Here is a 24978-nt window from a genome sequence, read left to right as displayed (position 1 = left end):
GTGACGCTTGTGCGTGCGCCCAGGGCGAGAACGGAGAGCGGTCCAGCCGCCCCACCCGCGACTGTGACGGCCGGCCGAGCTCGGGCCGGATCTCGCCTCGCGTCGTCCTCGGCGGATCTCCTGCCTCGCCCGGCCGGGCCGTACGAGTCAGGCCGGAACCGCGTCGACGTCGGCGACGATGACGCTGATGTTGTCGGGGCCGCCCGCCTCGTTGGCCAGCTCGATGAAGTGACGCACGGCCTCCTCCCGATCGGCGACCGTGGTGAGCACACGATGCAGCGTCTCGGGATCGAGCACGGCGGTCAGCCCGTCGGAGCAGAGCAGATAGCGGTCACCGGGGTGCGCTCCGCGAAGCGAGAGGTCGGGGTCGGCCAGGCCGCTCGTCTCCACCGCACGCAACAGGAGGGACCGGTTGGGATGCTTCGCCGCCTGATCGGGGCTCATCCGGCCGTCGTCCACCAGAGACTGGACAAGCGTGTGATCACGGGTGATCTGGTACAGAGCGCCATCACGCAGCATGTACGCCCGCGAGTCGCCCACGTGGGCCAGCGCGAAGCGGGAGCCGTCCCAGAGCATCGCGGTGATGGTGGTGCCCATCCGCTCAAGGGCCGGATCGTGAACCGCCAGATCTCGCAACCTGCGGCTCGCCTCCTGCACCGCCTCGTCGAGGGCGGCGACGGCGTCCTCGGGGAAAGGCCCTTCTTCCAGGAGGGCGAGGGCGGAGATCGCCGCCGCGCTTGCCACCTCTCCGTGGCCGTGACCCCCCATCCCGTCGGCGATGGCGAGCAGTCGCTCGCCAGCGTGGAACGAGTCCTCGTTCTTCTTCCGGGAACGTCCGACGTCGGATCCCGCGGCGTAGCGAAGTCGGTTGTGCGTCATGCTTTTGAGTAAAGCACTGGTTGAATGACTTCACAAGCTCCAGCTAAGCTTGCTGTCATGAGCCACGACGCCACAGTGAACGCGGGCGACATCGCCCGCCTAGCCGACGTCGGGAGGGCCGCGGTGAGCAACTGGCGCCGTCGGTATGAGGACTTTCCCCACCCGGTGGGCGGCACCGCGTCCAGCCCGCTGTTCTCGCTGCCCGAGATCGAGGAGTGGCTGCGCAGGAACGGCAAGTCCTTCGAGGTGTCGCTGGGCGACCGCGTCTGGCAGGGGCTCAGGGCCGCCGTGGACGACCTCCGGCTGGGCGAGCTGAGCGGTTTCGCGGGGGCGTTCCTCCTTTACGCGCGACGGGATCCCGACGGCTGGCGCCGGCTCGCCGCCGCTCCCGACCTGGTCGTACGGCTGCCGCGCGAGGTCGCGGCGGCCACGGCCGACCTTCCGGTCCGGCCGGGGAGCATCCTGGAGGACGCGCAGCTCATCCGGTGGATCGCGGATCTGTCCGCGCTCCACGGACCCGCCACCGCGTTCGAGTTCGTCTGCGAGCGCTACGTGGAGGCGCACACCCGGCGGCTCGCGGTCACGCGGGGCGAGGTGGCGTCGCTCATGGGGCGGCTCGCGCGCCGGGCGTGCCCCGAAGGAGGCGCGATCCTCGACCCGGCGGTCGGTGTGGGAACGCTCCTGCTCGCCGTCTCGGACACCGCCGTCCTCGACGGCGCGCCGCCCGGTGCGCCGCCGGTGCGTCTGCTCGGCCAGGAGATCAACGAGACCTCCGCTCTGCTCGCCTCGCTGCGGCTCCTCCTGCGCGACGCGAACGCGCGCGTCGTGGCGGGCGACTCGTTACGGCACGACGGATTCGAGGGCGAGCGGGCGGACGTGGTGCTGTGCGACCCGCCCTTCAACGAGCGGGCGTGGGGCCACGAGGAGCTGATCGGCGATCCACGCTGGGACTACGGCGTGCCCCCGCGCGGCGAGCCGGAGCTGGCCTGGGTCCAGCACTGCCTGGCCCACGTGCGTCCCGGCGGCCTGGTGGCGATCCTGATGCCCGCCGCGGCCGCGGCCCGGCGTTCCGGCCGTAGGATCCGCGCGAACCTGCTCCGCGCCGGAGCCCTGTGCGCGGTCATCGGCCTGTCCGCCGCCGGGCCGGATCTCTGGCTGCTGCGCCGGCCGGAGGCGGGGGCGCCCTCCCCGGCGTCGATCCTGCTCGCCGACGCCTCCGACGACCTCTCGATCGTCGAGTCGGCCTGGTGGACCTACCTGGCCGACGCGGGTTACGGCGGCACGAGTCCTACGGCCGGCGAAGGTGCCGCCGGCACGGACACGGCCGGTCCCGCTGCGCCGGAAGCCGCCCGACGCGGGCGGTCCGCCGGTTCGGTGGCCGAAGGCCGGACGTCCGGTGGCGTTGCGAGGCAGGCCGCGGCGGTGGCCTCGGCAGGCGAGTTGCCGCGCTCTGCCCGGATCGTACGGATCATCGATCTGCTCGACGACGAGGTGGACGTCAGCCCGGCCCGGCACGTCTCCTCACGTGGCGACGCGCAGCGTTATCCCGCCGCCGGGCGCAGGCTCCGCGACCTCGCCGAGGTGCTGGCCGAGGCGGCGGGGGCGCTGCCCGACCTGGAGGTGCTGTCCGGGCGAGTCGGCCTCCCCACGACCGCCATCACCGATCTGGCCAAGGCCGGGATGGTGACGGTGCGGCATTCGGTGCTGAAAACCGCGGACAGCGGAGATCTCAACGTATTGACCGCCGACGACCTCGCCCGAGGCGGGACGCCGTCCGGTCGCTCCGGCAGTGAGCCCGGCATCGTCACGGTGGCGGCCGGAGACGTGGTGGCCTCGACGACGACCGCACGCGTGATCCACCAGCCGGGCGCCGTCCTCGGCCCGCAGCTCTCGCTTTACCAGGTGGATCGGTCCCGGCTCGATGCGGACTTCCTCGCCGGATTCCTGCGGTACGCGGCCGCCCGGGCGCACCCGGGAGCCAGCCGCGTCGACGTCCGCCGGGCTCGCGTCCCCCGGCTCCCGCTCGTCGAGCAGCGGGCGTACGGCGCGGCCTTCCGGCGGCTCGCCGAACTGGAGGACGCGATCAGGGAAGTGGCCGACGCGGGCGAGGCGTTGATCCGGCTGGGGTTGGAGGGGCTGGTTGACGGCCGTCTACGACCGCGCGCGTGAAGGTGTAGCTTTTCCCGAAAGTCCGACGGGAGGGGCGGATGGTCATCGGTGACCGGTATGAGCTGGACGACCTTCCCCTCGGCCAGGGCGGCATGGGGGCCGTCTACGGCGCCCACGACAGGCGTCTCGACCGCAAGGTGGCGGTGAAGTTCCTCCGCTTTCCGGGTGGTCATGACGAGGAGCTGGAGCGCCGGTTCATCCGAGAGGCGCGCATCCTCGCCCGCCTGGAGCATCCGGGCGCGCCCGTCCTCTACGACTTCGGCACGTACGATCAGCGCCTCTTCCAGGTGATGCAGTTCATCGAGGGCGTCACGGTCGCCGACCTGGTCAGCGAATATGGCCCACTCCCGGTCCCGTGGGCCGCGGCGATCGCCGCCCAGGCGTGCGCGGTGCTGACCGCGGCGCACGTGCTGTCCATCTGTCACCGTGATCTCAAGCCGACGAACCTGATGCTCTGCCCCGACGGCAGCGTCAAGGTCCTCGACTTCGGCCTGGCGATGCTGCGCGAGTCGGACGGCGCCCAGTTCACCCGGGTCGGGCAGATCCTCGGCACCCCCGCGTACATGTCGCCGGAGCAGATCCAGCGCGGCGTCGCCGGCCCGAAGAGCGATCTTTACGCTCTCGGCTGTGTCCTGCACGAGATGCTGACCGGCAAGCCGCTGTTCACGGGGCCGACCGAGTATGCCGTGTTCGACAAGCAGGTGAAGGAACGCCCGCCGTCGGTGCCCGACGTCCCGGTCGAGCTCGACCGGCTGATCGCCGAGCTGCTGGAGAAGCAGCCGGAGAATCGTCCCGCCGACGCCGTCACGCTCTACGAGCGACTGCAGCCTTTCTCCGTCGACCTGCCCATGCTGCCGGGCTTCCTGCACCCGCCCTCAGTGCCGAGTCCCGGCCGTATGTACGCGCGCATGGTCGGCCGCGTCCGCTGACCCAGGCCTCGGCCAGCGTCGGCTCCCCGCCCCGTTGGGACGCTCGATCGGTTCGGGCGGAATCGCGTGGCCGGGGCGAGGGGTGAGATCAGGCCCGCGGCGGCTCGCCGGTCGCTGTCCGGCCACGTGTACGGCTCCGCGTCGGCCGGGGCGGAGCCGTACGTGCATCCGGTGGCCGTCGAACCCGCATGAGCTGCGCTCATATACGTCGGGGTCGGACCGGAAACCAGGGATGGAAACACCCGGAACCCCGATCCGCGCCCCCCGCCGGGATGACACAAGATCACTCGCGCGACGGACGCCCGGCCAGGTGCCGCCCGCCTAGCTTGCTCGGTGCAACGGGGCGCATCAGGTGCCCCCGTACGGGAGAAAGGCGGGGATACGTATGAGCAAGACGCGTACCACCCTCGACGACATCGCGGCCTTCGGTCCGGAGCTCGACGAGGGTCAGCTTCTTCAGGTGAGCGGTGGCGCCAAGAGCCAGGTCATCGAGATCTGCGGCAACCACACGCACACCTCCGGCGACAGCAACTAGTTCGCCGCGGGGGCGCGACCGCGTCGCGCCCCCGTCCGGACCCCCGCCGATGATCCTCGTCCTGACCTCTGACGGAGATGAGCACGCCGACCGGGTCGTGAAACCGCTCATGACCGCGGGCGCGGATGTCGTCGTCTTCGATCCCGCCTCCTTCCCGACCGCCGCCACCCTCGAGATCAGCCACTCCGGGGACGGTTCGACCAGCCGGATGTTCGGCCGCGCGGGCCGCCGCCTCGTCCTCGACGAGTTGACCGCGCTCTGGTACCGCAGGCCCCTCGACCCGGTCGCGGATCCGAGGGTCGCCGCCCGCGACTACGTGGAGGAGGAGTGCCGCGTCATGGCCGAGAGCCTCTGGGACAGCCTCGGCTGCCTCACGGTTCCCGGCTCCCGGCCGGTCATCGACCGCGCGGCGCGCAAGCCGTACCAGCTCGAACTGGCCAGGCGGCTGGGCTTTGAGCTTCCCGCGACGCTGGTCACGACCGACCCTGAGAGTTTTCTCGACTTCTACGACCGGCACGAGGGCCGTGTGATCACCAAGCCCGTGCACGGCAACCAGCTCGAAGCGGAGGGAGAGCGGTTCGGCCGGTTCGCGGCCCCCGTCACCCCTGTGGACGTCGCCTACGCGGACGCCCTGCGCTTCTGCCCGGTCATCGTCCAGGCGTACGTGCCCAAGCGGGTCGAGATACGCGTGACCGTGGTGGGCAGGAAGGTCTTCGCCGCGGAGATCCATTCCCAGGTGAGCAACCACACCCGGTACGACTGGCGACACTACGACCCCGGCGCGACGCCCATCCGGGCGCACGACCTGCCGCCGGAGATCTCCCAGCGGTGCCTGGACCTGGTCGAGCGGCTCGGGCTGGCCTACGGCGCGATCGACCTGATCCTCACGCCGGACGGCCGCCATGTCTTCCTGGAGATCAATCCGAACGGCCAGTTCCTCTGGATCGAGGACGCGACCGGGCTGCCCATCGGCGCGGCGGTCGGCGAGCTGCTCATGAGCGGAGTGACGTGGTGACGGACGGACGGATGCTCGCCGAGGCGATCGACATGCTCGGCGCCGGTACGGCCGGGCACGACCTCGATGGCTTCAGGGCGCGGTACCCGGGGGCGCGGGTGCGGCTGGTCGCCCAGCGTGAGGAATATGACGGATCGCTCCATCACGCTCTGCTCATCAAGGAACGCGACGGCGCCACGATCTCCCTCTCATGGTGTCCCGACCGGGCGTTGCCCTGGCCGCTGCGCGGTGTCCACCGGGCCGGTGAGCACCTGCTGCTCCGGGTCAACGGTGTCGAGACCCCGGTGGCCAGGGCGATCGCCTGCCTGGACTTCATCTGGGACGAGTCGCGGCTGGCCGACCGCCTCGTCACCGACAGCCTCGTACGTGAGGTGCTGGAGGAGGAGCCCGAACCGCTGACCGACGCGGAGCTCCAGGGGGCGATGGACGCGTTCCGCCGGGCGCGTGGGCTGCTGACCGGCGGCGCGGTCCGGGCGTGGATGGATCGCAACCACATCTCCCACCACGAGCTGGAGGAGCTGGTCGTCCTTGAGGCGTCCGTGGCCAGGCTCCGGTCGCGGGTGGCCGCCGGCCGGGTCGAGGACTGGTTCGCCGCGCACGGTTACGAGTTCGACGTCGCCCGCGTCGCGCGGGTGGAGTTCACCGAAGGGCCGCGCGTGCCGGCCGCCGACGGGTTCCTCGACGCCGCGGAGCGGGCTTTCGCGGACGGCATGGCACGGCCGGGCGAGGTGTTCGCCACGCTGCGCAGAGGGGAGCTGAGCCCGGAGACGGCCGGCCGGGTCTTCGGAGCCGCGCCGGGGACGGTCACCGGTCCTTTCGCGACGGAACACGGTCACCTGCTGATCAAGGTGCTGGCCGTGGAGCCCGCCGTTCTCGACGGGACCGTGCGCGACCTCGTCGAGCGCCGGATCTTCGCCGAATGGATCGAGCGGCGCAGGAGCACGGCCAAGATCGAATGGTTCTGGGGGACCGCGGACCGGACCGCCGCGTCCGGCTCTTCCGGCGTCGCGAACTCGACCGGTACGGCCGGGCGGGCCGGCACATGACGGGACTTCCGTACCGGGAGAAGGCGGTTCACCACCACATGGCCGCCCGGCGGCGCGTCGAGCGGCCGTACCGGATCTCCAGGAGGCTCCTGGTCGGCCTGTGGATCTACGTCGGGCTGCTCGCGACGGCGATGGCGGCCGTGGTGCTGATCGGCGTCCTTCCCGCGCTCGGAGCCGGGCGATGAGGCGCGGGCGGGTACCGGTGATCAGGCAGGCCACGATGGCCGACTGCGGCGCCGCCTGCCTGGCGATGGTCCTCGGACACCACGGACGCCGCACGACCGTGCGCGAGGTCGGCGAGCACGTCCAGGTGTCGCGGGACGGGCTGAGCGCGTCGGCCATCGCGGAGGCCGCCAGGTCGTACGGTCTGCGCGTCAAGGCGTTCTCGCTCGCCCCCGAGCAGCTCGACGCGGTGCCCGGGCCCTTCATCGTGCACTGGGAGTTCAACCACTTCCTGGTCGTCGAGCGCTGGCGCCCGGACGTCGTCGAGGTCGTCGATCCCGCCTCCGGGCGGCGCAGGCTCACGCCGGAGGAGTTCGACGTCGGGTTCACCGGGGTCGTCCTGGCCTTCGAACCCGGCCCCGAGTTCGACGTCCGGGGTCCGCAGCGCCGCCCGTGGCGCCGGGACCTGGTCCGCGCCCTGCTGGCCCGCCACCGAGGCCTGCTGCTCCAGGCGTTGTTCGCGTCCCTGCTGCTGCAGGGCGTCACCCTCGTCCTTCCCCTGCTCTCCGGGCTCGTCGTCGACGAGGTACTTCCCGGAGGGAACCGCTATCTGCTGCGGATCCTCATCGTGGGGCTCGGCTTCGTGGTGCTCATCCAGGCGATCCTCATGTACCTCCGTACGGCCGTGCTGCTCATGTTGCGGGCGCGGGCGGACACCCAGTTCACGGCGGGTGTGGTCGGGCACCTGTTCACGTTGCCCTACCGGTTCTTCACCCTCAGGGGGACGAGCGACCTGGTCATGAGCACGCAGAGCGCGGCCAGCCTCCGGGCCATGCTCTCCGGCCAGGCGCTCTCCGCGCTGCTCGACGGTCCGATGGCCGCGGTCCTCATGACTCTGGTCCTCCTGGGCGATCCCGTGCTCGGGGGATGCCTGCTCGCCGTGGCGGTCGTCCAGGTCGCGCTGCTGCTGGCCACCCGGAGGCGGATCGCCGACCTGACCGGGCGCGAGCTGACCGCCGCCGCCACGACCCAGGGCCGGCTCATCGAGTCCATCGGAGGCATCGAGACCATCAAGGCGTCCAGCGCCGAATGGCGTGCCATGGAGCGGTGGTCCAGGATGTTCACCGCCCAGATGAACGCCGACGTGCGTCTCGGCCTGACCCGCGGGGCCCTGGATGCGGTCCTGTCGGGGATCAGGATCCTCGGTCCCGCGCTGCTGCTGCTCGTGGGCGCGTCACGGGTGCTCGACGGCGAGCTGACTCTGGGCACCATGCTCGCGCTCAACGCGCTGGCCATGTCCACCCTCACCCCGCTGACCTCGCTGCTGACCAGCCTGCAGGAGCTCCAGGAGGCAGGGGCGCACTTCGAGCGGCTGGCCGACATCGTCGAGGCCGAGCCCGAGCGGAGAGGCAGGAAGCGGCCGCACCTGCGCGGAGAGGTGGTCCTCCGGGATGTCGGATTCCGCTTCGACCCGCGCTCCCCCTGGACGGTCAGGAACGTGTCGCTCGCGGTCGGACCCGGGCAGAAGATCGCCCTGGTGGGCAGTTCCGGGTCGGGCAAGAGCACGCTGGGACGGATCCTGCTGGGCCTGTACCAGCCGGTCGAGGGTGACGTCTGGTATGACGGGATGCCTGCGTGGGACATCGACGCGCGCTGGTTGCGCAGCCGCTTCGGCGTGGTCACCCAGGAGCCGCACCTCTTCACCGGGACCATCAGGGACAACATCGGCCTGGCCGTTCCCGACGCCTCGCTGGAGCAGGTGGTGGCGGCGGCCCGGATGGCCTGCGTCCACGACGACATCATGGCCATGCCCATGGGGTACGAGACGATGCTCACTGAGGGCAGCGGCATCTCCGGCGGGCAGCGGCAGCGGATCGCGCTCGCGCGGGCGCTCCTGCCCCAGCCCAGGGTCCTGCTGCTCGACGAGGCGACGAGCCATCTCGACACCGCCGCCGAGGCCGCGATCGAGCGGAACCTCGCCTGGCTGACCCAGACCCGCATCGTGATCGCCCACCGGCTGAGCACGGTGCGCGACGCCGACCAGATCCTCGTCGTCGAGAGGGGCCGGATCGTCGAACGTGGCACCCACGACGAGCTGATGCGGTACGGCGGCCGGTATGCCGCCCTGACCGAGCGGCAGACCATCCGCTGACCAGCCGATTCGCCGCGCGGGCGAGGCCCACGCGCTGGAAGTCCCGGTGGGTGCGCGCCTATGCATCAACGGCGCGAACTTCCCAATAGTTCCCATTATTCGCATTGAATTCATGCTGACTTTTATTGCGGCTTTACGCAATAATTGCAGTTGTCTCTGGGGGCCGGGATAACGGTGGGAGTCAATGGCGCGGTTCGTCGATGCGGTGCTGGAGTTTCCGGCGGTGCTGTTCAGCTTCATGCTGATCGTCGTCATCGTCTATTGGGCGCTCGTGCTGCTCGGCGGACTCGGGATGGAGCTCCCCGACGATTTCCTCGCCGGTCTCGGCCTACGGGGAGTGCCGGGCGCCGTGGCGCTGTCGCTGCTGGTCGTGGTCGCCTGGTTCGTCAGCCTGGTCGGCGTGGTGCTGGCGGAGGGGCTTCCCGCTCGGTGGGCGGTGCTCGTGGTCGCGCTGCTGGCCGGATGGCTCTGCGCCCGTCTGGTCGCGCGGGCGAGCCGCGCCCTGTTCCCCGCGGTGGCTTCGCCGTCCCGGGCCGATTTCGTCGGCCGCATGTGCGTCATCCGCACGGGACGGGTCGGGCACGACTTCGGTCAGGCCGAGGTCACGGCCGATGACGGCTCCTCGGCCCTTGTGCAGGTGCGCCAGACCGGAGACGAGGATCTGCGTGCCGGCAGCTCCGCTCTGATCTTCGACTATGACCCGGAGGGCGAGTTCTTCTTGGTCATGCCTTACGACCTTCAATAGCAGGGATCTTCGATGGTGGATGTGATCAGCACCGGGACGGGCGTGCTTCTCGCCGTTCTCCTTCTTGTCGTCATTGGCGCGGTCGTCGTCGTGAGCCGCCTCTATCGCAAGGTCGAACAGGGCATGGCGCTGATCGTCTCCAAGACGCGGCGGGTCGATGTCACCTTCACGGGCGCCGTCGTGCTTCCCGTTCTCCACAAGTCGGAGGTGATGGACATCTCCGTGAAGACCATTGAGATCACGCGTACCGGGCATGAAGGGCTGATCTGTCGCGACAATATCCGGGCCGACATCCGGATCACGTTCTTCGTACGGGTCAACAAGACGGTCGAAGACGTGATCAAGGTCGCGCAGGCGATCGGCACGGTACGCGCGAGCGACGAGACGACCTTGCAGGAGCTGTTCAACGCCAAGTTCTCCGAGGCGCTCAAGACGGTCGGAAAGCAGCTCGATTTCGTCGATCTCTATACCAAGCGCGACGAATTCCGGGACCAGATCATCAGGGTGATCGGAACCGACCTGAACGGCTACAGCCTGGAGGACGCCGCGATCGACTTCCTGGAGCAGACCCCGCTCGCCCAGCTCGACCCGGCGAACATCCTCGACGCGCAGGGCATCCGGAAGATCACCGAGCTGACGGCGATCGAGCACGTGCGCACCAATGAGTACCAGCGCAACGAGGAGAAGGAGATCACCCGCCAGAACGTCGACGCGCGGGAGGCCATCCTCGAACTGGAGCGGCGGCAGGCCGACGCCGAGGCCAAGCAGCGGCGCGAGATCGACACCGTGCGGGCGCGGGAGGAGGCCGAGACGGCCCGGGTGCAGGCGGAGGAGCGGCTCAAGTTCGAGGCGGCCAACATCCGTACGGAGGAGCAGCTCGGCATCCAGCGCGAGAACCGCGAGCGGGAGATCCAGGTCGCGGGGAAGAACCGCGAGCGGGTCATCGCCATCGAGAGCGAGCGGATCGAGAAGGATCGCCTGCTGGAGGTGATCTCCCGCGAGCGGGAGACCGAGCTGTCGCGCATCTCCAAGGACAAGGAGCTCGAAGTCGAGCGGCGGGCCATCGCCGAAGTGACCCGCGAGCGGATCGCCGTGGAGAAGACGGTCGCCGAGCAGGAGGAGAACATCAAGCGCCTGCGCGTCGTCGAGGAGGCCGAGCGGGTCCGTCAGGCGCTGGTGATCCAGGCGGAGGCCGAGGCACAGGAGAACCTGGTCAAGGACATCAAGGCGGCCGAGGCCGCGGAGCAGGCCGCCGCGTTCAAGGCGCGCGAGGAACTCGTCCTGGCCGAGGCGCGGCAGCAGGCGGCCGAGCTCGACAGCCAGGCCAAGATCCGCCTCGCGGAGGGGCTGCGGGCCGAGGCGGCGGCCGCCGGGCTCGCCGAGGTGCAGGTACGTGAACGGGACGCCGAGGCGATCGAGAAGGTCGGGCGCGCGGAGGCCGCCGTGGAGCGGGAGAAGGGCCTGGCCGCGGCGCTCGCCGTCGGCGAGCGGCTCAAGGCGGAGGCCGAGGGCGAGCAGGCGAAGGCCCGCGCCGCTGCCGCCGCCGTGGGCGAGAAGCTGAAGGCGGAGGCGGAGGGCCTCAAGGAGAAGGCCGAGGCCATGGCGGCGCTCGACGAGGCGAGCCGGGGCCACGAGGAGTACCGGTTGCGGCTGGAGGCCGAGAAGGAGATCCGCCTCAAGCACATCGACGTCCAGCGGGAGATCGCGGACGCCCAGGCGACCGTGCTCGCCGCGGGCCTGGAGAAGGCCGACATCGACATCGTGGGCGGCGACACCGTCTTCTTCGACCGGCTGATGAACTCGATCACGGCGGGCCGGAGCGTGGACGGCTTCGTCGAGAACTCCGCGGTGACGCGGGCGCTGGCCGGGCCGTACCTGGACGGGACGGCGAGCCTGCCCGCGGACCTGCTGCGCCTCGTCGGCTCGGTGGACACCGCCGACGTACGGAACCTCACGCTCTCGGCGGTGCTGCTGAAGCTGATCAACGCGGGTGGCCCGGACGCGGGCAAGCTCCAGGATCTGCTGAGTGCCGCCCGCAGCCTCGGCGTCGCCGACCGGTCGCTCTCGGCCGTCGCCGCGGCGACGGGTACGGCGGCCGGCCCAAGAACCGGTGCACCGGCCGAAGCCGGCTCGGCGCCGGCCAACTCGGCGAAGCACTGACGGTGCGACACGGCACCGCGGACCACGTGACGCGCCCACGACAGCGCCCACGAAAGCACTGATGAGCACACCGATGAGCACACCCATGAGCACACCCATGACCGCACCGGCGAACGCGGGCGGCACACCGGCGGAGGCCGGGACCGGGCCGTCGGCCGCGCCCGCCGAGCTGGACTCCAGCACGTACGAGGTGCTGCGGGACAGGCTGGCCACGCAGGCGAAGGAGCTGCTGCGCCGGACCGAGGAGCTGAACGCGCGGCGGCTGGAGGTCTTCGGCGGAGCGGATTTCCGCCTGCTCGGCACCGCCCGCGTCCGCACCGAGAACAACTGCGTGCCCCGCGACAGCGTCTCGCTCGGCGAGGTCATGCTGTTCGGCTACAACGTGTTCATCGGGCTGAAGTCGGGGACCACTCCCCGGGACGTCTTCTCGTTCCACCGGTTCACCCGGGACGGGGACACGTTCCGGTTCGACGAGGTGCCGGGGCTGTTCGACGACCCGGCGTTCGAGCGGGACTTCGCCGAGCTGTACCGCTACTACAGCGAGACCAGGCTGTTGCAGCTCCGGCGGCTGGAGGGGCGGCTGCTGGCCGTGTTCCAGACCGGGCCGCAGGACATCCGGGTCCTGCGGTGGAGCGTCGCGACCGACGGCACAGTCCGCTATGTCGACAATCGGGGCGAACGCGACCACGTCTTCCCGCCGTCGCACGACTTCGAGTGGATCGAGACCACGCGGGACGACCACGTCCTCGGCCGCCATCCGCACATCTCGATCGAGGACGAGGTGTTCGTCGAGACGGTCGGCGGCGACCTCACCATCAAGATCGAGAACAACACCGAGACCGGTGAGGGCATCTACCGGGAACCGGTCGTGGAACCGCTGCAGAGCCTCGCCGACGCCGACGTCCACTACGCCAGGGTCGGGCCGCTGATCCTGCTGCGCGTACGGCCGTACAACGAGAAGGAGTGGCGCCACCTGGTGTTCAACACCAGGACCAGGAAGGTCGAACGCCTCGACGGCATCGGGCAGGCCTGCCAGCGGCTCCCCGAGGACCAGGGGATCATCTTCCCCGGCGGATACCACCTCACCACCGGCGCCGTGAAGACCTTCGACCTCGACGTCGCCGAGCTGGAGTTCGAGCGCGTCATCCGCTCGCCCAACGGCGAGGACGTGCTGTACGTGTTCCACGCGCGGGCGGAGGGCCGGTCGCTGCTCCTGCCGTACAACGTGATCCGCAAGGAGGTGAGCAACCCGATCACGTGTCACGGGTACTCGCTCTTCGAGGACGGCACGCTCGTGTACTTCCGGACGCCGGCGCCGGTCGCGGGCGAGCAGGGCCGGACGGTACGCGAGGAGCCGACCCGGGTCCACCTGATGCAGATCTGGCAGACGCCGTACGTGTCGGACGTGTTCGAGGCGGCCCGGCCGGTGGGCACGGGGCCGCTGGAGCGGATCGGCAACGCCGACCTGGTGCGCGGGATCTCCGACTGCCTCTCCGTCGTGCGGATGGCCGACGCGATGGAGCCGTCCGTTCCGGTGTTCGAGGGGCTCATCGCGGCGTGCGTCCGGATCGCCGACCAGTACCACTGGCTGGACGAGCACGACCTGCGCTCCGGTGTCGGGGCGGTGCGGGCGACCGCCGAGCAGGTGCTCGACGAGTTCGAGCGGGTCGAGTCGCTCACCGCGCAGGCCGCGGCCGCCCTGGACGAGGCCGCCGAGAACGTCGCCCTTCTCGCCCGGCAGGTGCGCGGAGAGGCGCCGGCGTCGGCGGGCGAATGGGTGGCGCGGCTGGCCGAGCTGCGCCGCGCCCAGGGCCGGCTCGCGACCCTGCGGGAGGTCCGCTACGTCGACGTCGAGCGGCTGGACGCGCTGGCGGGCCAATTCGACACCGAGATCGCGGAGGCCGCGCGGAGAGCGGTCGAGTTCCTCCGGGGTGCGGACGCGTTCACCGGATATCACGCGGACGTGGACCGGCTCACCGCCGAGGCGCAGGCGATCGGGACCGTGGCGGAATCCGGCCCCGTGGCCGAGCGCCTGGCCGGGCAGACCGAAGGCCTTGAGGTCCTGACCGAGGTCGTGGGCGGGCTGGACATCGCGGACGCGACCGTACGCACCGGCATCCTGGAACGCGTCGCCGAGGTGCTCGCGGGGATCAACCAGGCGCGGGCGACGCTCGCCGCGCGGCGCCGCGAACTGCTCGCGGGCGAGCAGAGAGCCGAGTTCGCCGCCGAGTTCGCCCTCCTCGGCCAGGCCGTCAGCGCCGCGCTCGCGCTCGCCGGCACACCGGAGAGCTGCGACGAGCAGATGGGGAGGCTGCTGCTCCGGCTGGAGGACCTGGAGTCCCGGTTCGGGGATTTCGACGACTTCGTGGCCAAGCTGGAGGCCAGGCGCGGGGACGTCTACGAGGCGTTCTCCTCGCGCCGCCAGACGTTGCTGGACGCCCGGGCCCGGCGCGCGGAACGGCTGGTCGCCTCCTCCGGCCGCATTCTGGAGAGCGTCCGCAGGCGCGCCGGGAGCCTCGGCTCGATCGACGAGGTGAACACGTACTTCGCCTCCGACCCGATGGTGGCCAAGCTCCGCGCGGTCGCCGACGAGCTGCGGTCCCTCGGCGACCAGGTACGCGCCGACGAGCTCGACGGGCGCGTCAAGGCGGCCCGCCTCGACGCGGGGCGGGCGCTGCGCGACCGGATCGACCTGTACGCCGACGGTGGCGAGACGATCCGGCTCGGCCGCCACCGGTTCTCGGTCAACACCCAGCCCATCGACCTCACCATGGTCCCGGTGGACGGGCGGATGGCGTTCGCGATCACGGGTACCGACTACCGGTCACCGGTGGACGACGAGGCGTTCCACCGCACCAGAGCGTTCTGGGATCAGGTACTCGTCTCCGAGTCACCCGAGGTGTACCGCGCCGAGCACCTGGCCGCGTCGATCCTCGACCTGGCCGAGTCGGCCTCCGGCGGCGGTCTGACGCTCGACGAGCTGCACGCCGCCCTCGCCGGAGGCGGGCTGCCGGACCTCGTCCGCCGCCTGGCCGAGACGCGGTACGACGAGGGGTACGAGCGCGGCGTCCACGACCACGACGCCGCCGCGATCCTCGGCGCGCTGCTCCCGGTGTACGCGCGTGCCGGGCTGCTGCGTTTCCCGCCGTCCGCGCGGGCCGCCGCCCAGCTCTTCTGGACCTTCGGCGCGGGTGAGGCCCAACGCGAGGCGTGGACCACCAGGGCCAGGTCGCTGGCCAGGGCGCGCTCCTTGTTCAGGCGCGGGGCGGACACGTCCGGCGCGCCGGACGCCCCGGCGGTCGACGGCGACGCCGTACGGGACCACGGCGACGCCGTACGGGATGACGGGGTCGCGGTACGGGATGACGGGGTCGGCGGCGCGATCGGGGAGCTGCGCGCGGAGTTCGCGTCGGCGATCGCCGCCTTCCTGCGCGACCGGGGCGTACGCCTGGACGACGCCGAGCCGGCCGGGGACTACCTGTTCGACGAGCTCGCCGCCTCAGAGGCGGGATTCACGACCGGCCCGCTCGCCCGGCGGCTGGTCGAGCGGTTTCGCGAGGCGCTCGGCGGGTCGGCCGCGCAGTTCGACGCCGAGCTCCGGGCCCTGGGCGACGACCTGGCCGCCAGGCACCAGCTCGTCATGGCCTGGCTGACGGCGTTCCTCGGCACGTCTCCCGATCTCGTGTCGCCGCTCCGGTCGGGAGCCGTACGGCGAGAAGGCGGCCGGCCGGGCACGGCGGCGGACGTGCGCGCCGGAGATCTCGCCGAGGCCGTCGCCGTCCTGCTCTGCGACCTGCCGCGACGCGAGGCGTCGATGTCGCTCACGGTCACCGTGGAGGGGCTGCTCGGGGCACACCCCCGGCTGAACGGACGGACCCTGACGCTGCGCCTCGACGAGGTCCTGGCCCGGACCCGGCGGTTCCGGACCGAACGGGTGCCCGCCTACCGGGCGTACCAGAAGCGGCGCGGCGAGCTGCTCGACCGGGAGCGGGTCCGGATGCGGCTGGACGAGTACCGGCCCAAGGTGATGAGCGCGTTCGTGCGCAACCGGCTCCTCGACCAGGTCTACCTGCCGCTGATCGGCGACAACCTGGCCAAGCAGCTCGGCGCGGCGGGGGAGGGACGGCGCACCGACCAGATGGGCCTGCTGCTGCTCATCTCGCCGCCCGGGTACGGCAAGACCACGCTGATGGAGTATGTCGCGAGCCGGCTCGGGCTGATGTTCGTCAAGATCAACGGCCCGGCGTTGGGGCACGCCGTCACCTCGCTCGACCCGGCGGACGCGCCGAACGCCACCGCCCGGCAGGAGATCGAGAAGGTGTCGTTCGCGCTGGAGTGCGGGAACAACGCGCTGCTCTACCTCGACGACATCCAGCACACCTCGCCGGAGCTGCTGCAGAAGTTCATCTCGCTCTGCGACGCCCAGCGCCGGATGGAGGGCGTCTGGAACGGCGGCACCCGGACGTACGACCTGCGCGGCAAGCGCTTCGCCGTCTGCATGGCAGGCAACCCGTATACGGAGTCGGGGCAGCGGTTCCGCGTCCCGGACATGCTGGCCAACCGGGCCGACGTGTGGAACCTGGGCGACGTGCTCTCGGGCAGGGAGGACCTGTTCGCGCTGAGCTACATCGAGAACGCGCTCACCTCCAACCCCGTTCTCGCGCCGCTGTCCACCCGCGACCCCGTGGACATCGAGCTTCTCGTACGGTTGGCGCGCGGCGACGCGGACGTGCGGGCCGACCAGCTCGCCCATCCGTACCAGAAGGTCGAGCTCGACCAGGTCACGGCGGTGTTGAGCAAGCTGACCCGGATCCAGCGGGTGGTGCTCGGCGTCAACCAGGCGTACATCGCGTCGGCGGCGCAGGCGGACGCCTCGCGAACCGAACCGCCCTTCCGGCTGCAGGGGTCGTACCGGAACATGAACAAGCTCGTGGAGCGGATCGTCCCCGTAATGAACGACGCCGAGGTCGAGGCGCTGATCGACGACCATTACGCGGGTGAGGCGCAGACACTGACGTCCGAGGCCGAGGCCAACCTGCTCAAGCTGGCCGAGCTGCGCGGCAGGATGAGCGACGAGCAGCGACGGCGCTGGGCCGAGGTCAAGGCCGGATATCTCCGCGCCCGTGCGCTCGGCGGCGACGAGGACGACCCGATGGTCCGGGCCGTCGGCGCCATCGGGCTCCTCGCCGACCGGGTGGGCGGCGTCGAGCGGGCCATCGACCGCACGACCGCCCACCCTCGATGAGCCTGGGCCGGCCGCCCCGCCCGCGTGAGGACCGCCCCAGCCGCCTCGCTGGGGCGTCGTGGGCGGCCCTCGTCTCTCTCAGGCGCGCCAGGCGGTGAGCACCTGGTCGATGCGGTCGCGGATGCGGTCCCGCGCGTCCTGCCGGGGAACCCCGGCCATCAGCAGGCGGTCGTAGTCGGTGTCCAGGTGGCGTACCGAGGCGACGACGGCCAGGGTGACGGCCCGCTCGTCGAGCACGCGGGCCGCGGCCGTGCGGCCCACGCGCCCGCTGCCGCGCAGCCCTGCGTGCAGGGCGATCGTCTCGGCGCGCTCCGGCGGGCACCCGGGGAACAGCCGCCGGATCTCGGCGGCGAGCTCGGCCTGGAACTCGACGTCTCCCGCTTCGCGCCGCAGCCGGTCTCGCTCGCGGCGGCGGAGCCGTACCTCCTCGTCGGCGAGGCACTGCTCCTCGGCGCGGGCCAGCGCCTCCTCTTCGACGAGGATGCCCTGCCGTTCGAACCGCTTTCTGCGGCGGTTGAACCGGACGACCACCGCCGACAGCACGCTCTCTTTCTTGGCCCGGCGGCTCAGCGCCGCGTTTCCGGCGGGCAGGAAGGCGAGATGGTCCATGTCCGCGCAGGTCAGGCAGTGTGGCCGGTCGTCTTCCATGATGTGGTGCGGCCCGGTGTCTCCACAGCCCGCGCAGGTCCATGGTTCGAGGGGCGCGACGACCGTCAGGTCCGGCGGCTGCGCCTCCCGCTCGGCGAGCCGCTTGCGCCGGGCCTCGCTCAGCTCCGGAGAGAACCAGTGGACCCGGAACGCGCGCTCCGCCTCCTCGCCGCCGTCGACGGTGAAGCGCAGCGGGCGCCGGTCCCGGCCGCCCGACACGTATGTGGACTCGCCCTGGACCAGCCCGCGCGCCAGCGCCCACTCGCGGAGGAGCGCCACGGCGTCGGCCATCTTGGCCGCGTTCACCGCGGTCACCCGCTCCAGACTGTCGGCCCGCCCCTGCCGCCACGTCTCGACGTCCCTGATATAGGACCACCGCAGGCCGGTGATCACGTCGATCGCCGTCACGTGCCCCCGCAGGGTCAGCGCCTCATGCGCCGCCCGGGCCACGCGCCCGGCCAGCCTGCTCCCCGTCGCCTCGTCGTTTCCCACCGCACAAGGGTGCCGCATCCCCAGACCGTACGGCGCCGCACCGGCCGAGCCTGTGGATAACGGCGGTCCTCAGCGCACGCTGCGGTACAGGTCCCGGGCGAGGGCGGTCAGCCGGGTCGCCGACGAGCCGTAGGACGCGCCGGCCGGTTGGGTGGTCAGCACCACCATGATGAACCGGTCGCCGATCACGCCGGTTGTGTGGAGCACGGGACGGCTGAAGTCCACCGCGTTGCCCCGCCGCAGACTCGCCGCACGACCTGTCGTAAGGCCTGCCGCGCGACCCGCGGTGAGATCCGACCTGAGACCCGCGGTGAGACCTGCGGTGAGATTCACCGCGAGACCCGCTGGTCCGGTCGTGACGGCGGTGAGATCGGTGGCGCTCGCCCCGATCGTGGCCGGGCCCGCCGCGCCCCTTGGCGCCATGCCGGTCGAGGAACTCGCGGAGCGTACGCATTTGACCGGCGGCACGGAGCCGTACCCCGACCAGCCCTGCTTGACCGCCCACGGGCGGGGGACACCGCGCGGGATGCCGAAATACTGGTCAAAACCGTCCGTCGCGCACTGTTGCGCCTGGCGCAGGTGGCCCATCACAGCGTCGCGTACGCGCGGCTGCGCCGTGTCGAGCAGGTATCGGTAGACCCGGGCGATGTCGAGGGCGCTGATCGCGGTGTATCCCCAGAACCCCGGCTTGGCGGCCGGGGGCGGCGCGGTGTCGGTCAGGCCGATCTTCCGGGACATGCGCTGGACGATCTTCCCCTGGCCGCCGCGCCGCCACAGCGCGGTCGCGGCGTCGTCGTCGCTGCCGCGCAGCATGGTGGCGAGCAGCGCCGCGTCGGCGGCCGGGATCGCGCCCTTCCGCCGTTCGAGGTAGTCGATCGCGATGAGCACCTTGACCACCGAGGCTGACCTGAACCGGTGATGGACCTGGCGATTCGCGATCACCTTGCCCGCCTGCCGGTCGAAGACGACGTAGCCCGCCGTCACCCCGGACGGCACCCGCACGGGCTGCGGCGCCGCGGCCGCGGCGGGCGCGGTCGCGCCCACGACGAACTGCGCGGCCGCCAACGGGGCGGCCAGGGAGACGGCCGCCCTCGTGAAGCGCTTCATCGGATCTCCTTGCGCGGGTTTGTCCAGGTCAGGGGGTGTTCTTCTCCGGGACGACGAGGAACGGGTCGAGCAGGCCGGGGAGGCCCGCCGCCGCGAGGTCGATCGCCTCGCTCATCGCCACGTCCGAGACACCGTAGCCCTGCCTGCCGGCCGCCGTGGTCGCCGTGAGCGTGGCCAGCCCCGCCCGGCGCTGGAAGAACGACCGGGTGACGTTCCAGCCGATGATCCCGTCGCGTTCCAGGGCGACCCGCCTGCGGACCAGCGATCCCCAGCGGGTGACCAGGTACTCGGGGGTCATGGCGTGCCCCAGGCTCCGGTAGCGGTCGGCCGCGAGCAGTGCCGCGAGCGGGAGGCACGCCAGGGCGGTGATCCAGGTCCAGGCCGGCACGCCCGCCCACTCCCACAGCGCCAGGAGCGCCAGCACGGCTAGGGCGTTCACGCCGAGCGCGCGGGTGAAGCGGCGGCGCAGCGCCGCGGGACCGTGCGGGACGAGAGGGACCGTGATCGGCGACGCCTCACCCGAAGACGCCTGACCAGAAGACGACTCACCTGGCGACGCCTCGCGCGGGGAGGCGGCGCCGGACGGACCGGGGGCGAGGATTACCTCGGCGAGCCGCTCGACCTCGGCGACCGGCGCGGGCGGCAGGAGCATCGAGCCGCCGCGCTGCGCGCCGCGCCCGACCCGCAGGCCGGTGGTCACCGCGATCAGCCGGGCCCCGCGTACGGCCCGCAGCAGCAGCGGCTCGCTGACCTCCACGCCGCGCAGCCGCCGCTCCTCGATCGTGGTCGCCCGGGCCGTGACGAGCCCCCGTGTGACGTGCAGCGTTCCCCCGGAGTGCCGGGTCAGCCGGAACCCCCAGAACGACAGGACGTACCCCAGCGTGGAGGCGACCGCCACGAAGACGATCAAGGCGACGACGGACGCCGTGATCGCGGTCCACACCGGGATGTCGGTGAACCATGCCCAGCCGTCGCGCAGCGCGCCGACCTGGCGCAGGTCCACGCCACCCTCGTTGATCAGCCGCGACAGGAATCCGGCGACGACGCCGATCGCGACGATGCCCGAGAGCGTGAACGGGGCGTACCTGATCCAGCGCGGCCGCAGCCGGGCCAGCTCGGTCTCCTCCTGCCCGGCATCCCAGGCGGGCGCCGCTCCGGTGGGCCACGCGTCGTTCCGGTGGGCGGCGGCGGTGACCGGCGCGGCGTCCCCGCGCGGATCAGCCGGTGATCCCCAGCTTGCGCCGTGCGGACCGGTCCCGGTCGCCGCATGTCCCGTGCTCGTGAGCGCGTCCGTCTCCGCCCACGAGGCCTGGCCGGAACCGGGGCTCGCGGCCGGATCGCCGTCCGCCGGGCCGGTCACCACGCCCGCCGAGGTCGCCGCGTACGGGCCGGGGGCGCCGGTCAGCGCTTCGCCGGCCCGCGCCGCCGCCGCGGGCCGGCGGTGCAGCAACTCCTCGCGCAGGTGGGCGGCCTCGGCCATGCCGAGCGCGTCGAGCTTCACCGCCCCGCCGCCCTTCTGGTCCGAGCGGCCGGTGCCGATCTCGACCCGCGCCAGCCCGAGCACGCGGTGCAGGATGTGCGAGGTGACGTCCACGGAGCGCACCCGGTCGCGGGGGACCGTCACCACCTGCCTGCGGAAGAGGCCCTTGCGCACCTGGACGTGCTCGTCGGTGATCCGGAACGTCGTGGTGAACCACTGGAGCACGCCGATCACGACCATCAGCCCCAGGGCGCCGAAGCTCAAGATGTGACCGGGGATGCCGCCGCGCGACCCGGCCACGGACAGCCCGAGCAGCGCGGGCACCGCGCGCACCGCCACATGGAACGGGTGGACGGCCAGCATCCGCGGGTGGAGCCGCCGCCACTCCTCGCCGCCGTCGCCGTTCACGTGGCGTCACCGGCGGTGGCCTGCGCGCTCGCGGTCAGCTCGTGGACGATGCGGTCGGCGGTCGCGCGGTCCAGGCCGCCGATCTTGATCGGGCCGGCCGCGGAGGCGGTGGTCACCGTGACGTTGGCCAGCTTGAAGAGCTGCTCCAGGGGGCCGCGCTCGCTGTCCACGGTCTGGATGCGCGAGACCGGGGCGATCCGCCACTCCTGCTTGAACCACCCGGACAACGTGTACACGGCTTCCGGCGTGGTCTCCCAGCGGTGCACGTGGTACCGCCACCGGGGCATGACGATCAGGTGCGCGGCGGCCAGGACCGCGGTGACGCCGAGCGCCGAGATCCGCAGCGTGCGCTGATCACCACCGTCGGCCACCATCCAGGCGACCTGCCCGCCGATGAACACCAGCCAACCCAGGCACGCCCGTACGGTCCAGTACCAGATCGCGGTACGGCTCACGCGGTGCAGCGGGGGACGGAGGGTGGTGGGGGTTTGCACGCTTATTACTCTGCCAGATCGCCCACCGCCGCATGCCGGTCAGCTCCACGTTCTCGCAGGACAAATGTCATGCGCGGGGCGGCAGCGTCGGTGTGATCGGGCGGGGCCGGTCCGCCGGGTTCGCGGTGTGCGACGGCGAGACGGCGAGGCGCTCCAGCGCCACGTCGATGGCCATGTCGAGCTGGCTGTCCACGCCCAGCGCGTACTCCCGGGGTGTGATGTCCACCTCGACGTCCGGGTCGGTGCCATAGTTCTCGATGCGCCAGCCGACGTCGTCGAACGCGAAGGAGAACTCCGGCTGCGTGGTCACCGTGCCGTCGGCCAGGTGGTGCCGGGGCCAGATGCCGACGACCCCGCCCCAGGTCCGCTTGCCGATCAGCGTCCCGAGCTTGAGCAGCTTGAACGTGTGGCAGAAGATGTCGCCGTCCGATCCCGCCCACTCGTTCGTCACCGCGACCAGCGGCCCGCGCGGCGACTCCGGCGGGTACGGCTCGGGCACGCCCCAGCGTGGGAAGTCGTACCCGAGCCGCCGGCGCGAGAGCTTCTGCAGCAGCAGGGCGGACACGTTGCCGCCGCCGTTGAAGCGGACGTCGACGATCAGCCCTTCGCGGTCGTACTCGGCCAGAAAACCGCGGTGGAACTCGGCGAAGCCGTGCGGCCCCATGTCCGGGATGTGCAGATAGCCGACCCTGCCCCTGGTCCGCTCGTGGACCAGGTTCCGGTTGGCGGTCACCCAGTCGCGGTACCGGCCGGGCGTCTCGTCCGCGAGCGCCCGTACGACCACCGCCCGGGTCTCACCGTCGCGTTCGACGGTCAGCTCCACCTCCTCGTCGGCGAGATTGACCAGGAGCTGGTTCGGCGTGGTGTGGGCGCCGAGCGGCTGCCCGTTGATCGCGATGATCGCGTCGCCGGGCCGTACGTTCACCCCGGGCCGGGTGAGCGGCGAGGTCGTGTCGGGGTCCCAGCGGTCGCCGGAGACGATCCGGGCGATGACGTGGCGCCCGTCGCGGTAGGACCAGTCGACGCCGAGCTTCCCCTGCCAGTAGTGCGGCCGCTCGCGGTACTCCCCGCCGGTCTCGTACGCGTGCGAGGTGCCGAGCTCGCCGAGCAGCTCCCACAGCAGGTCCGAGAACTCGCCCCGCGTGGTCACCCGGTCGACCAGGGGGAGATAGCGGTCATAGACGGCGTCCCAGTCGATGCCGGCCATGTCCTCGTCCCAGAAATGTTCGCGTTGCAGCCGCCACGCCTCGCGGAACATCTGCCGCCACTCCGCGTCCGGGGCCACCGAGACCTTCACCCGGTTCAGGTCGATCCACCCGCTGGTACGGCTCGGTGTGTCGTCGTCCGGCGGCTCCTCGCCCGCCTTGAGGACCCGCAGCCGGTCGCCCGCGCGGTAGAGCAGCGTGCTGCGGTCGCGGCCGAGCTGGAAGTCGGTCAGGCCGCTCACGAGGACCTCGGCCTTCTGCTTGGCGAAGTCGTAGCAGCGCAGGGTGGCGGGTCCGCCGAGTGTGGGGAACGTCGTGTAGACGACCTTGCCGTCGAGCCCCGCGACCCGGCCGTACCGGCCCTCCGGCAAGGGGAAGGAGATGATCCGGTCGGTGAGCCCCGCGGTCTCGATGACCAGCGGCGCCGGGGCCTCCTCGGCCTCGCCGCCCGGTTCCTCCGAAGCCCGGCCCGCGTTTTCCGCCGGTGTGGCCGTGGGTTCGGAGAGCGGACGGGGCTCGGGCACGAACGGCGACGGCACGTCCGAGCGCAACGCGATCGCGTACGGCCGCGTGCCGAGCGGGAAGCCGAGGTCGAACTGGAGCTCGTCGTAGACGGGGGTGAACGCCCGCTGCCCGATGAAGTAGAGGTAGCGGCCTCCCGGATCGAACGACGGCCGGTGGTCCACCAGCAGCGGCAGCGTCGCCATGAACGTCTCGCCGGTCTCGGCGTGGAACAGCTTGATCGCCGTGGCCTGCGCGGAGATCGGGCAGGCGTAGGCCAGCCACGACCCGTCGGGCGACCACTCCGGGTCCTCGATCGCCCCGAACAGGCTGGCCTCCACCTCGGTCACGCGTACGCCGAGCTCGTCGGCGAGGTGGGCGAGATCGACGACGAGGAGCTCGTTGCGGTGGTTGGTGACCGCCACCCGGTCGCCGGTCGGGCAGACGGCGAGCCGGTTCACCCGCCCGGTGTCGGCGGAGTCGAGCCGGATCGGCTCCGTCTCGCCGTCGGCCGCCAGGATGACCAGCACCTCGCGGTCGCCGTCGTCGCTGGCCGCCGCGATCAGCCGCCGATTGTCGTTCAGCCAGGTCAGGAAGCGGTAGCGGACGCCGTCCTGCACGCCGTGGCGGCGTACCGGCCCCTCCCAGTTGGCGAAGGAGAACGCCTTGCCGCGGGTGGTGATCGCGAGCCCGCTGCCGTCGGGGTTGAGCGTCGCGGTGTCCAGGTATTCCGCCGCCGAGACGAACCTGCGGTTGCGCTGGGTGCGCGAGCTGCCGAGCAGTACGTCGACCTGCCGCGCCTCGCCGTCGGACGGGTCGAGCAGGTAGACGGCGCCGTGGGCGTGGTAGACGAGGCAGCACCCGTCCGAGGACAGGTTGCGCGCGTAGTAGTCGCCGTGATCGGTGTGCCGTCGCAGGTCCTCGCCCTGCGGAGTACAGGAGTAGACGTTGCCGATCCCCTCGTGGTCGGACAGGAAGTAGATCCGGTCGCCGACCCAGCAGGGCGAGGCGAGGTTCCCGGGAAGCTGGACGAGCCGCTGGAACGCCCCGCGCCCGGTCGGGTCCACCCACAGGTCGCCCACTGTGCCGCCCCGGTACCGCTTCCAGCGCGCCGGGTCGGCCGTGTTGCGCCCCAGCACCATGCCGCACCGCCCCTGGCCCGGGGTGGGCGGGCCGTACGAGATCGTCCCGGCCGGGCCGTACGGCAGGCGTTCGGGCACGCCGCCGGGACGGACGCGGTGCAGCCACCGGTAGCCGTCGAACGGCTGGCACTCGTCGCTCGCGTAGACGACGGCGCCCGAGGGGTCCCAGCCGGTCACCACGGAGCTGGCGCCGTGGAAGGTGATCCGCCGGGTCGCCCCGCCCTCCGCGGGCATGACGTAGACCTCTTCCGGCCCCTCCTCGCGCCCGACGAAGGCGATGCGCCCCCCGTCGGGGGAGAACCGGGGGTACGTCGCCTCCGCCAGGCCCGCGGTCAGCCGGAAGGCGCGACCGCCGTCCGCGTGGACCATCCACAGGTCGTCCTCGCAGGCGAAGACGATGACGTCGCGAAAGATTGTCGGAAAGCGGAAGTACCCAGACATGCCGCCTCGTCGGGTGTCGCGGA

The 24978-nt window shown here is 71.6% G+C and carries 16 protein-coding genes; 10 read left to right on the top strand and 6 right to left on the bottom strand.

Features of this window, described 5'->3' with window-relative positions; translation table 11 throughout:
- Nucleotides 1-147 precede the first annotated feature (147 nt).
- Entirely contained in the window at nucleotides 148-879 is a 732-nt protein-coding gene (locus tag ACQP1V_RS37770; protein WP_387414526.1) for a PP2C family protein-serine/threonine phosphatase, read from the bottom strand.
- Nucleotides 880-936: 57 nt separating this feature from the next.
- Here ACQP1V_RS37770 and ACQP1V_RS37765 point away from each other — a divergent pair, with 57 nt between their 5' ends.
- The 10 genes from ACQP1V_RS37765 to ACQP1V_RS37720 all read left to right on the top strand — a co-directional run bounded on the left by ACQP1V_RS37765 (nucleotide 937) and on the right by ACQP1V_RS37720 (nucleotide 17037).
- Nucleotides 937-3048, top strand: coding sequence for an HsdM family class I SAM-dependent methyltransferase (locus tag ACQP1V_RS37765; RefSeq protein WP_433415538.1), 2112 nt, complete (start codon nucleotides 937-939; stop codon nucleotides 3046-3048).
- A 38-nt stretch (nucleotides 3049-3086) separates the two neighbouring features.
- Complete coding sequence (locus ACQP1V_RS37760; protein ID WP_433415536.1) at nucleotides 3087-3977, top strand: serine/threonine-protein kinase; 891 nt, start codon at nucleotides 3087-3089, stop codon at nucleotides 3975-3977.
- A 385-nt stretch (nucleotides 3978-4362) separates the two neighbouring features.
- A complete protein-coding gene (locus ACQP1V_RS37755) occupies nucleotides 4363-4512 on the top strand; it encodes a hypothetical protein (RefSeq protein WP_157570127.1) in 150 nt (49 codons plus the stop codon).
- Between the two features lie 49 nt (nucleotides 4513-4561).
- Nucleotides 4562-5527, top strand: a complete 966-nt coding sequence (locus ACQP1V_RS37750; protein ID WP_433415532.1) for an MvdC/MvdD family ATP grasp protein — start codon at nucleotides 4562-4564, stop codon at nucleotides 5525-5527.
- Entirely contained in the window at nucleotides 5524-6573 is a 1050-nt protein-coding gene (locus tag ACQP1V_RS37745) for a TIGR04500 family putative peptide maturation system protein (RefSeq protein WP_433415529.1), read from the top strand. The genes ACQP1V_RS37750 and ACQP1V_RS37745 overlap by 4 nt, the downstream gene beginning before the upstream one ends.
- Nucleotides 6570-6758, top strand: a complete 189-nt coding sequence (locus ACQP1V_RS37740) for a hypothetical protein (RefSeq protein WP_433415526.1) — start codon at nucleotides 6570-6572, stop codon at nucleotides 6756-6758. The genes ACQP1V_RS37745 and ACQP1V_RS37740 overlap by 4 nt, the downstream gene beginning before the upstream one ends.
- Nucleotides 6755-8887, top strand: coding sequence for a peptidase domain-containing ABC transporter (locus tag ACQP1V_RS37735; protein WP_433415523.1), 2133 nt, complete (start codon nucleotides 6755-6757; stop codon nucleotides 8885-8887). The genes ACQP1V_RS37740 and ACQP1V_RS37735 overlap by 4 nt, the downstream gene beginning before the upstream one ends.
- A gap of 184 nt (nucleotides 8888-9071) precedes the next feature.
- Nucleotides 9072-9632, top strand: a complete 561-nt coding sequence (locus ACQP1V_RS37730; protein WP_387414515.1) for a hypothetical protein — start codon at nucleotides 9072-9074, stop codon at nucleotides 9630-9632.
- A gap of 12 nt (nucleotides 9633-9644) precedes the next feature.
- Nucleotides 9645-11792 carry a flotillin family protein gene (locus ACQP1V_RS37725; RefSeq protein ID WP_433415519.1) on the top strand — a complete coding sequence of 716 codons (2148 nt, stop codon included), beginning with the start codon at nucleotides 9645-9647 and terminating at the stop codon, nucleotides 11790-11792.
- A gap of 97 nt (nucleotides 11793-11889) precedes the next feature.
- On the top strand, nucleotides 11890-17037 hold the full coding sequence (locus ACQP1V_RS37720) for a DNA repair ATPase (protein ID WP_433426084.1): 5148 nt from the start codon (nucleotides 11890-11892) through the stop codon (nucleotides 17035-17037).
- A 78-nt stretch (nucleotides 17038-17115) separates the two neighbouring features.
- Here ACQP1V_RS37720 and ACQP1V_RS37715 read toward each other — a convergent pair whose 3' ends face one another.
- The 5 genes from ACQP1V_RS37715 to ACQP1V_RS37695 all read right to left on the bottom strand — a co-directional run bounded on the left by ACQP1V_RS37715 (nucleotide 17116) and on the right by ACQP1V_RS37695 (nucleotide 24955).
- Nucleotides 17116-18177: a DUF2293 domain-containing protein gene (locus tag ACQP1V_RS37715; RefSeq protein ID WP_433415516.1), complete on the bottom strand. Its 1062-nt coding sequence runs from the start codon at nucleotides 18175-18177 to the stop codon at nucleotides 17116-17118.
- Between the two features lie 69 nt (nucleotides 18178-18246).
- Nucleotides 18247-19284: a hypothetical protein gene (locus ACQP1V_RS37710; protein WP_433415513.1), complete on the bottom strand. Its 1038-nt coding sequence runs from the start codon at nucleotides 19282-19284 to the stop codon at nucleotides 18247-18249.
- Between the two features lie 28 nt (nucleotides 19285-19312).
- A complete protein-coding gene (locus ACQP1V_RS37705) occupies nucleotides 19313-21172 on the bottom strand; it encodes a PH domain-containing protein (protein ID WP_433415511.1) in 1860 nt (619 codons plus the stop codon).
- On the bottom strand, nucleotides 21169-21672 hold the full coding sequence (locus ACQP1V_RS37700) for a PH domain-containing protein (RefSeq protein ID WP_433426082.1): 504 nt from the start codon (nucleotides 21670-21672) through the stop codon (nucleotides 21169-21171). The genes ACQP1V_RS37705 and ACQP1V_RS37700 overlap by 4 nt, the downstream gene beginning before the upstream one ends.
- A gap of 61 nt (nucleotides 21673-21733) precedes the next feature.
- Nucleotides 21734-24955: a S41 family peptidase gene (locus ACQP1V_RS37695; RefSeq protein ID WP_433415508.1), complete on the bottom strand. Its 3222-nt coding sequence runs from the start codon at nucleotides 24953-24955 to the stop codon at nucleotides 21734-21736.
- Nucleotides 24956-24978: the final 23 nt, after the last annotated feature.

The organism is Microtetraspora malaysiensis (assembly GCF_050947145.1).
Lineage (GTDB): Bacteria > Actinomycetota > Actinomycetes > Streptosporangiales > Streptosporangiaceae > Microtetraspora_A > Microtetraspora_A malaysiensis.
The sequence above is the reverse complement of the archived record's forward strand: the minus strand, read 5'-3'. Positions and strand labels throughout refer to the sequence as shown.

Coding starts and splice junctions, on each gene's coding strand:
- ACQP1V_RS37770 (WP_387414526.1), bottom strand. CDS start 879: ATGACGCACAACCGACTTCGCTACGCCGCGGGATCCGACGTCGGACGT.
- ACQP1V_RS37765 (WP_433415538.1), top strand. CDS start 937: ATGAGCCACGACGCCACAGTGAACGCGGGCGACATCGCCCGCCTAGCC.
- ACQP1V_RS37760 (WP_433415536.1), top strand. CDS start 3,087: ATGGTCATCGGTGACCGGTATGAGCTGGACGACCTTCCCCTCGGCCAG.
- ACQP1V_RS37755 (WP_157570127.1), top strand. CDS start 4,363: ATGAGCAAGACGCGTACCACCCTCGACGACATCGCGGCCTTCGGTCCG.
- ACQP1V_RS37750 (WP_433415532.1), top strand. CDS start 4,562: ATGATCCTCGTCCTGACCTCTGACGGAGATGAGCACGCCGACCGGGTC.
- ACQP1V_RS37740 (WP_433415526.1), top strand. CDS start 6,570: ATGACGGGACTTCCGTACCGGGAGAAGGCGGTTCACCACCACATGGCC.
- ACQP1V_RS37735 (WP_433415523.1), top strand. CDS start 6,755: ATGAGGCGCGGGCGGGTACCGGTGATCAGGCAGGCCACGATGGCCGAC.
- ACQP1V_RS37730 (WP_387414515.1), top strand. CDS start 9,072: ATGGCGCGGTTCGTCGATGCGGTGCTGGAGTTTCCGGCGGTGCTGTTC.
- ACQP1V_RS37725 (WP_433415519.1), top strand. CDS start 9,645: ATGGTGGATGTGATCAGCACCGGGACGGGCGTGCTTCTCGCCGTTCTC.
- ACQP1V_RS37720 (WP_433426084.1), top strand. CDS start 11,890: ATGACCGCACCGGCGAACGCGGGCGGCACACCGGCGGAGGCCGGGACC.
- ACQP1V_RS37710 (WP_433415513.1), bottom strand. CDS start 19,284: ATGAAGCGCTTCACGAGGGCGGCCGTCTCCCTGGCCGCCCCGTTGGCG.
- ACQP1V_RS37695 (WP_433415508.1), bottom strand. CDS start 24,955: ATGTCTGGGTACTTCCGCTTTCCGACAATCTTTCGCGACGTCATCGTC.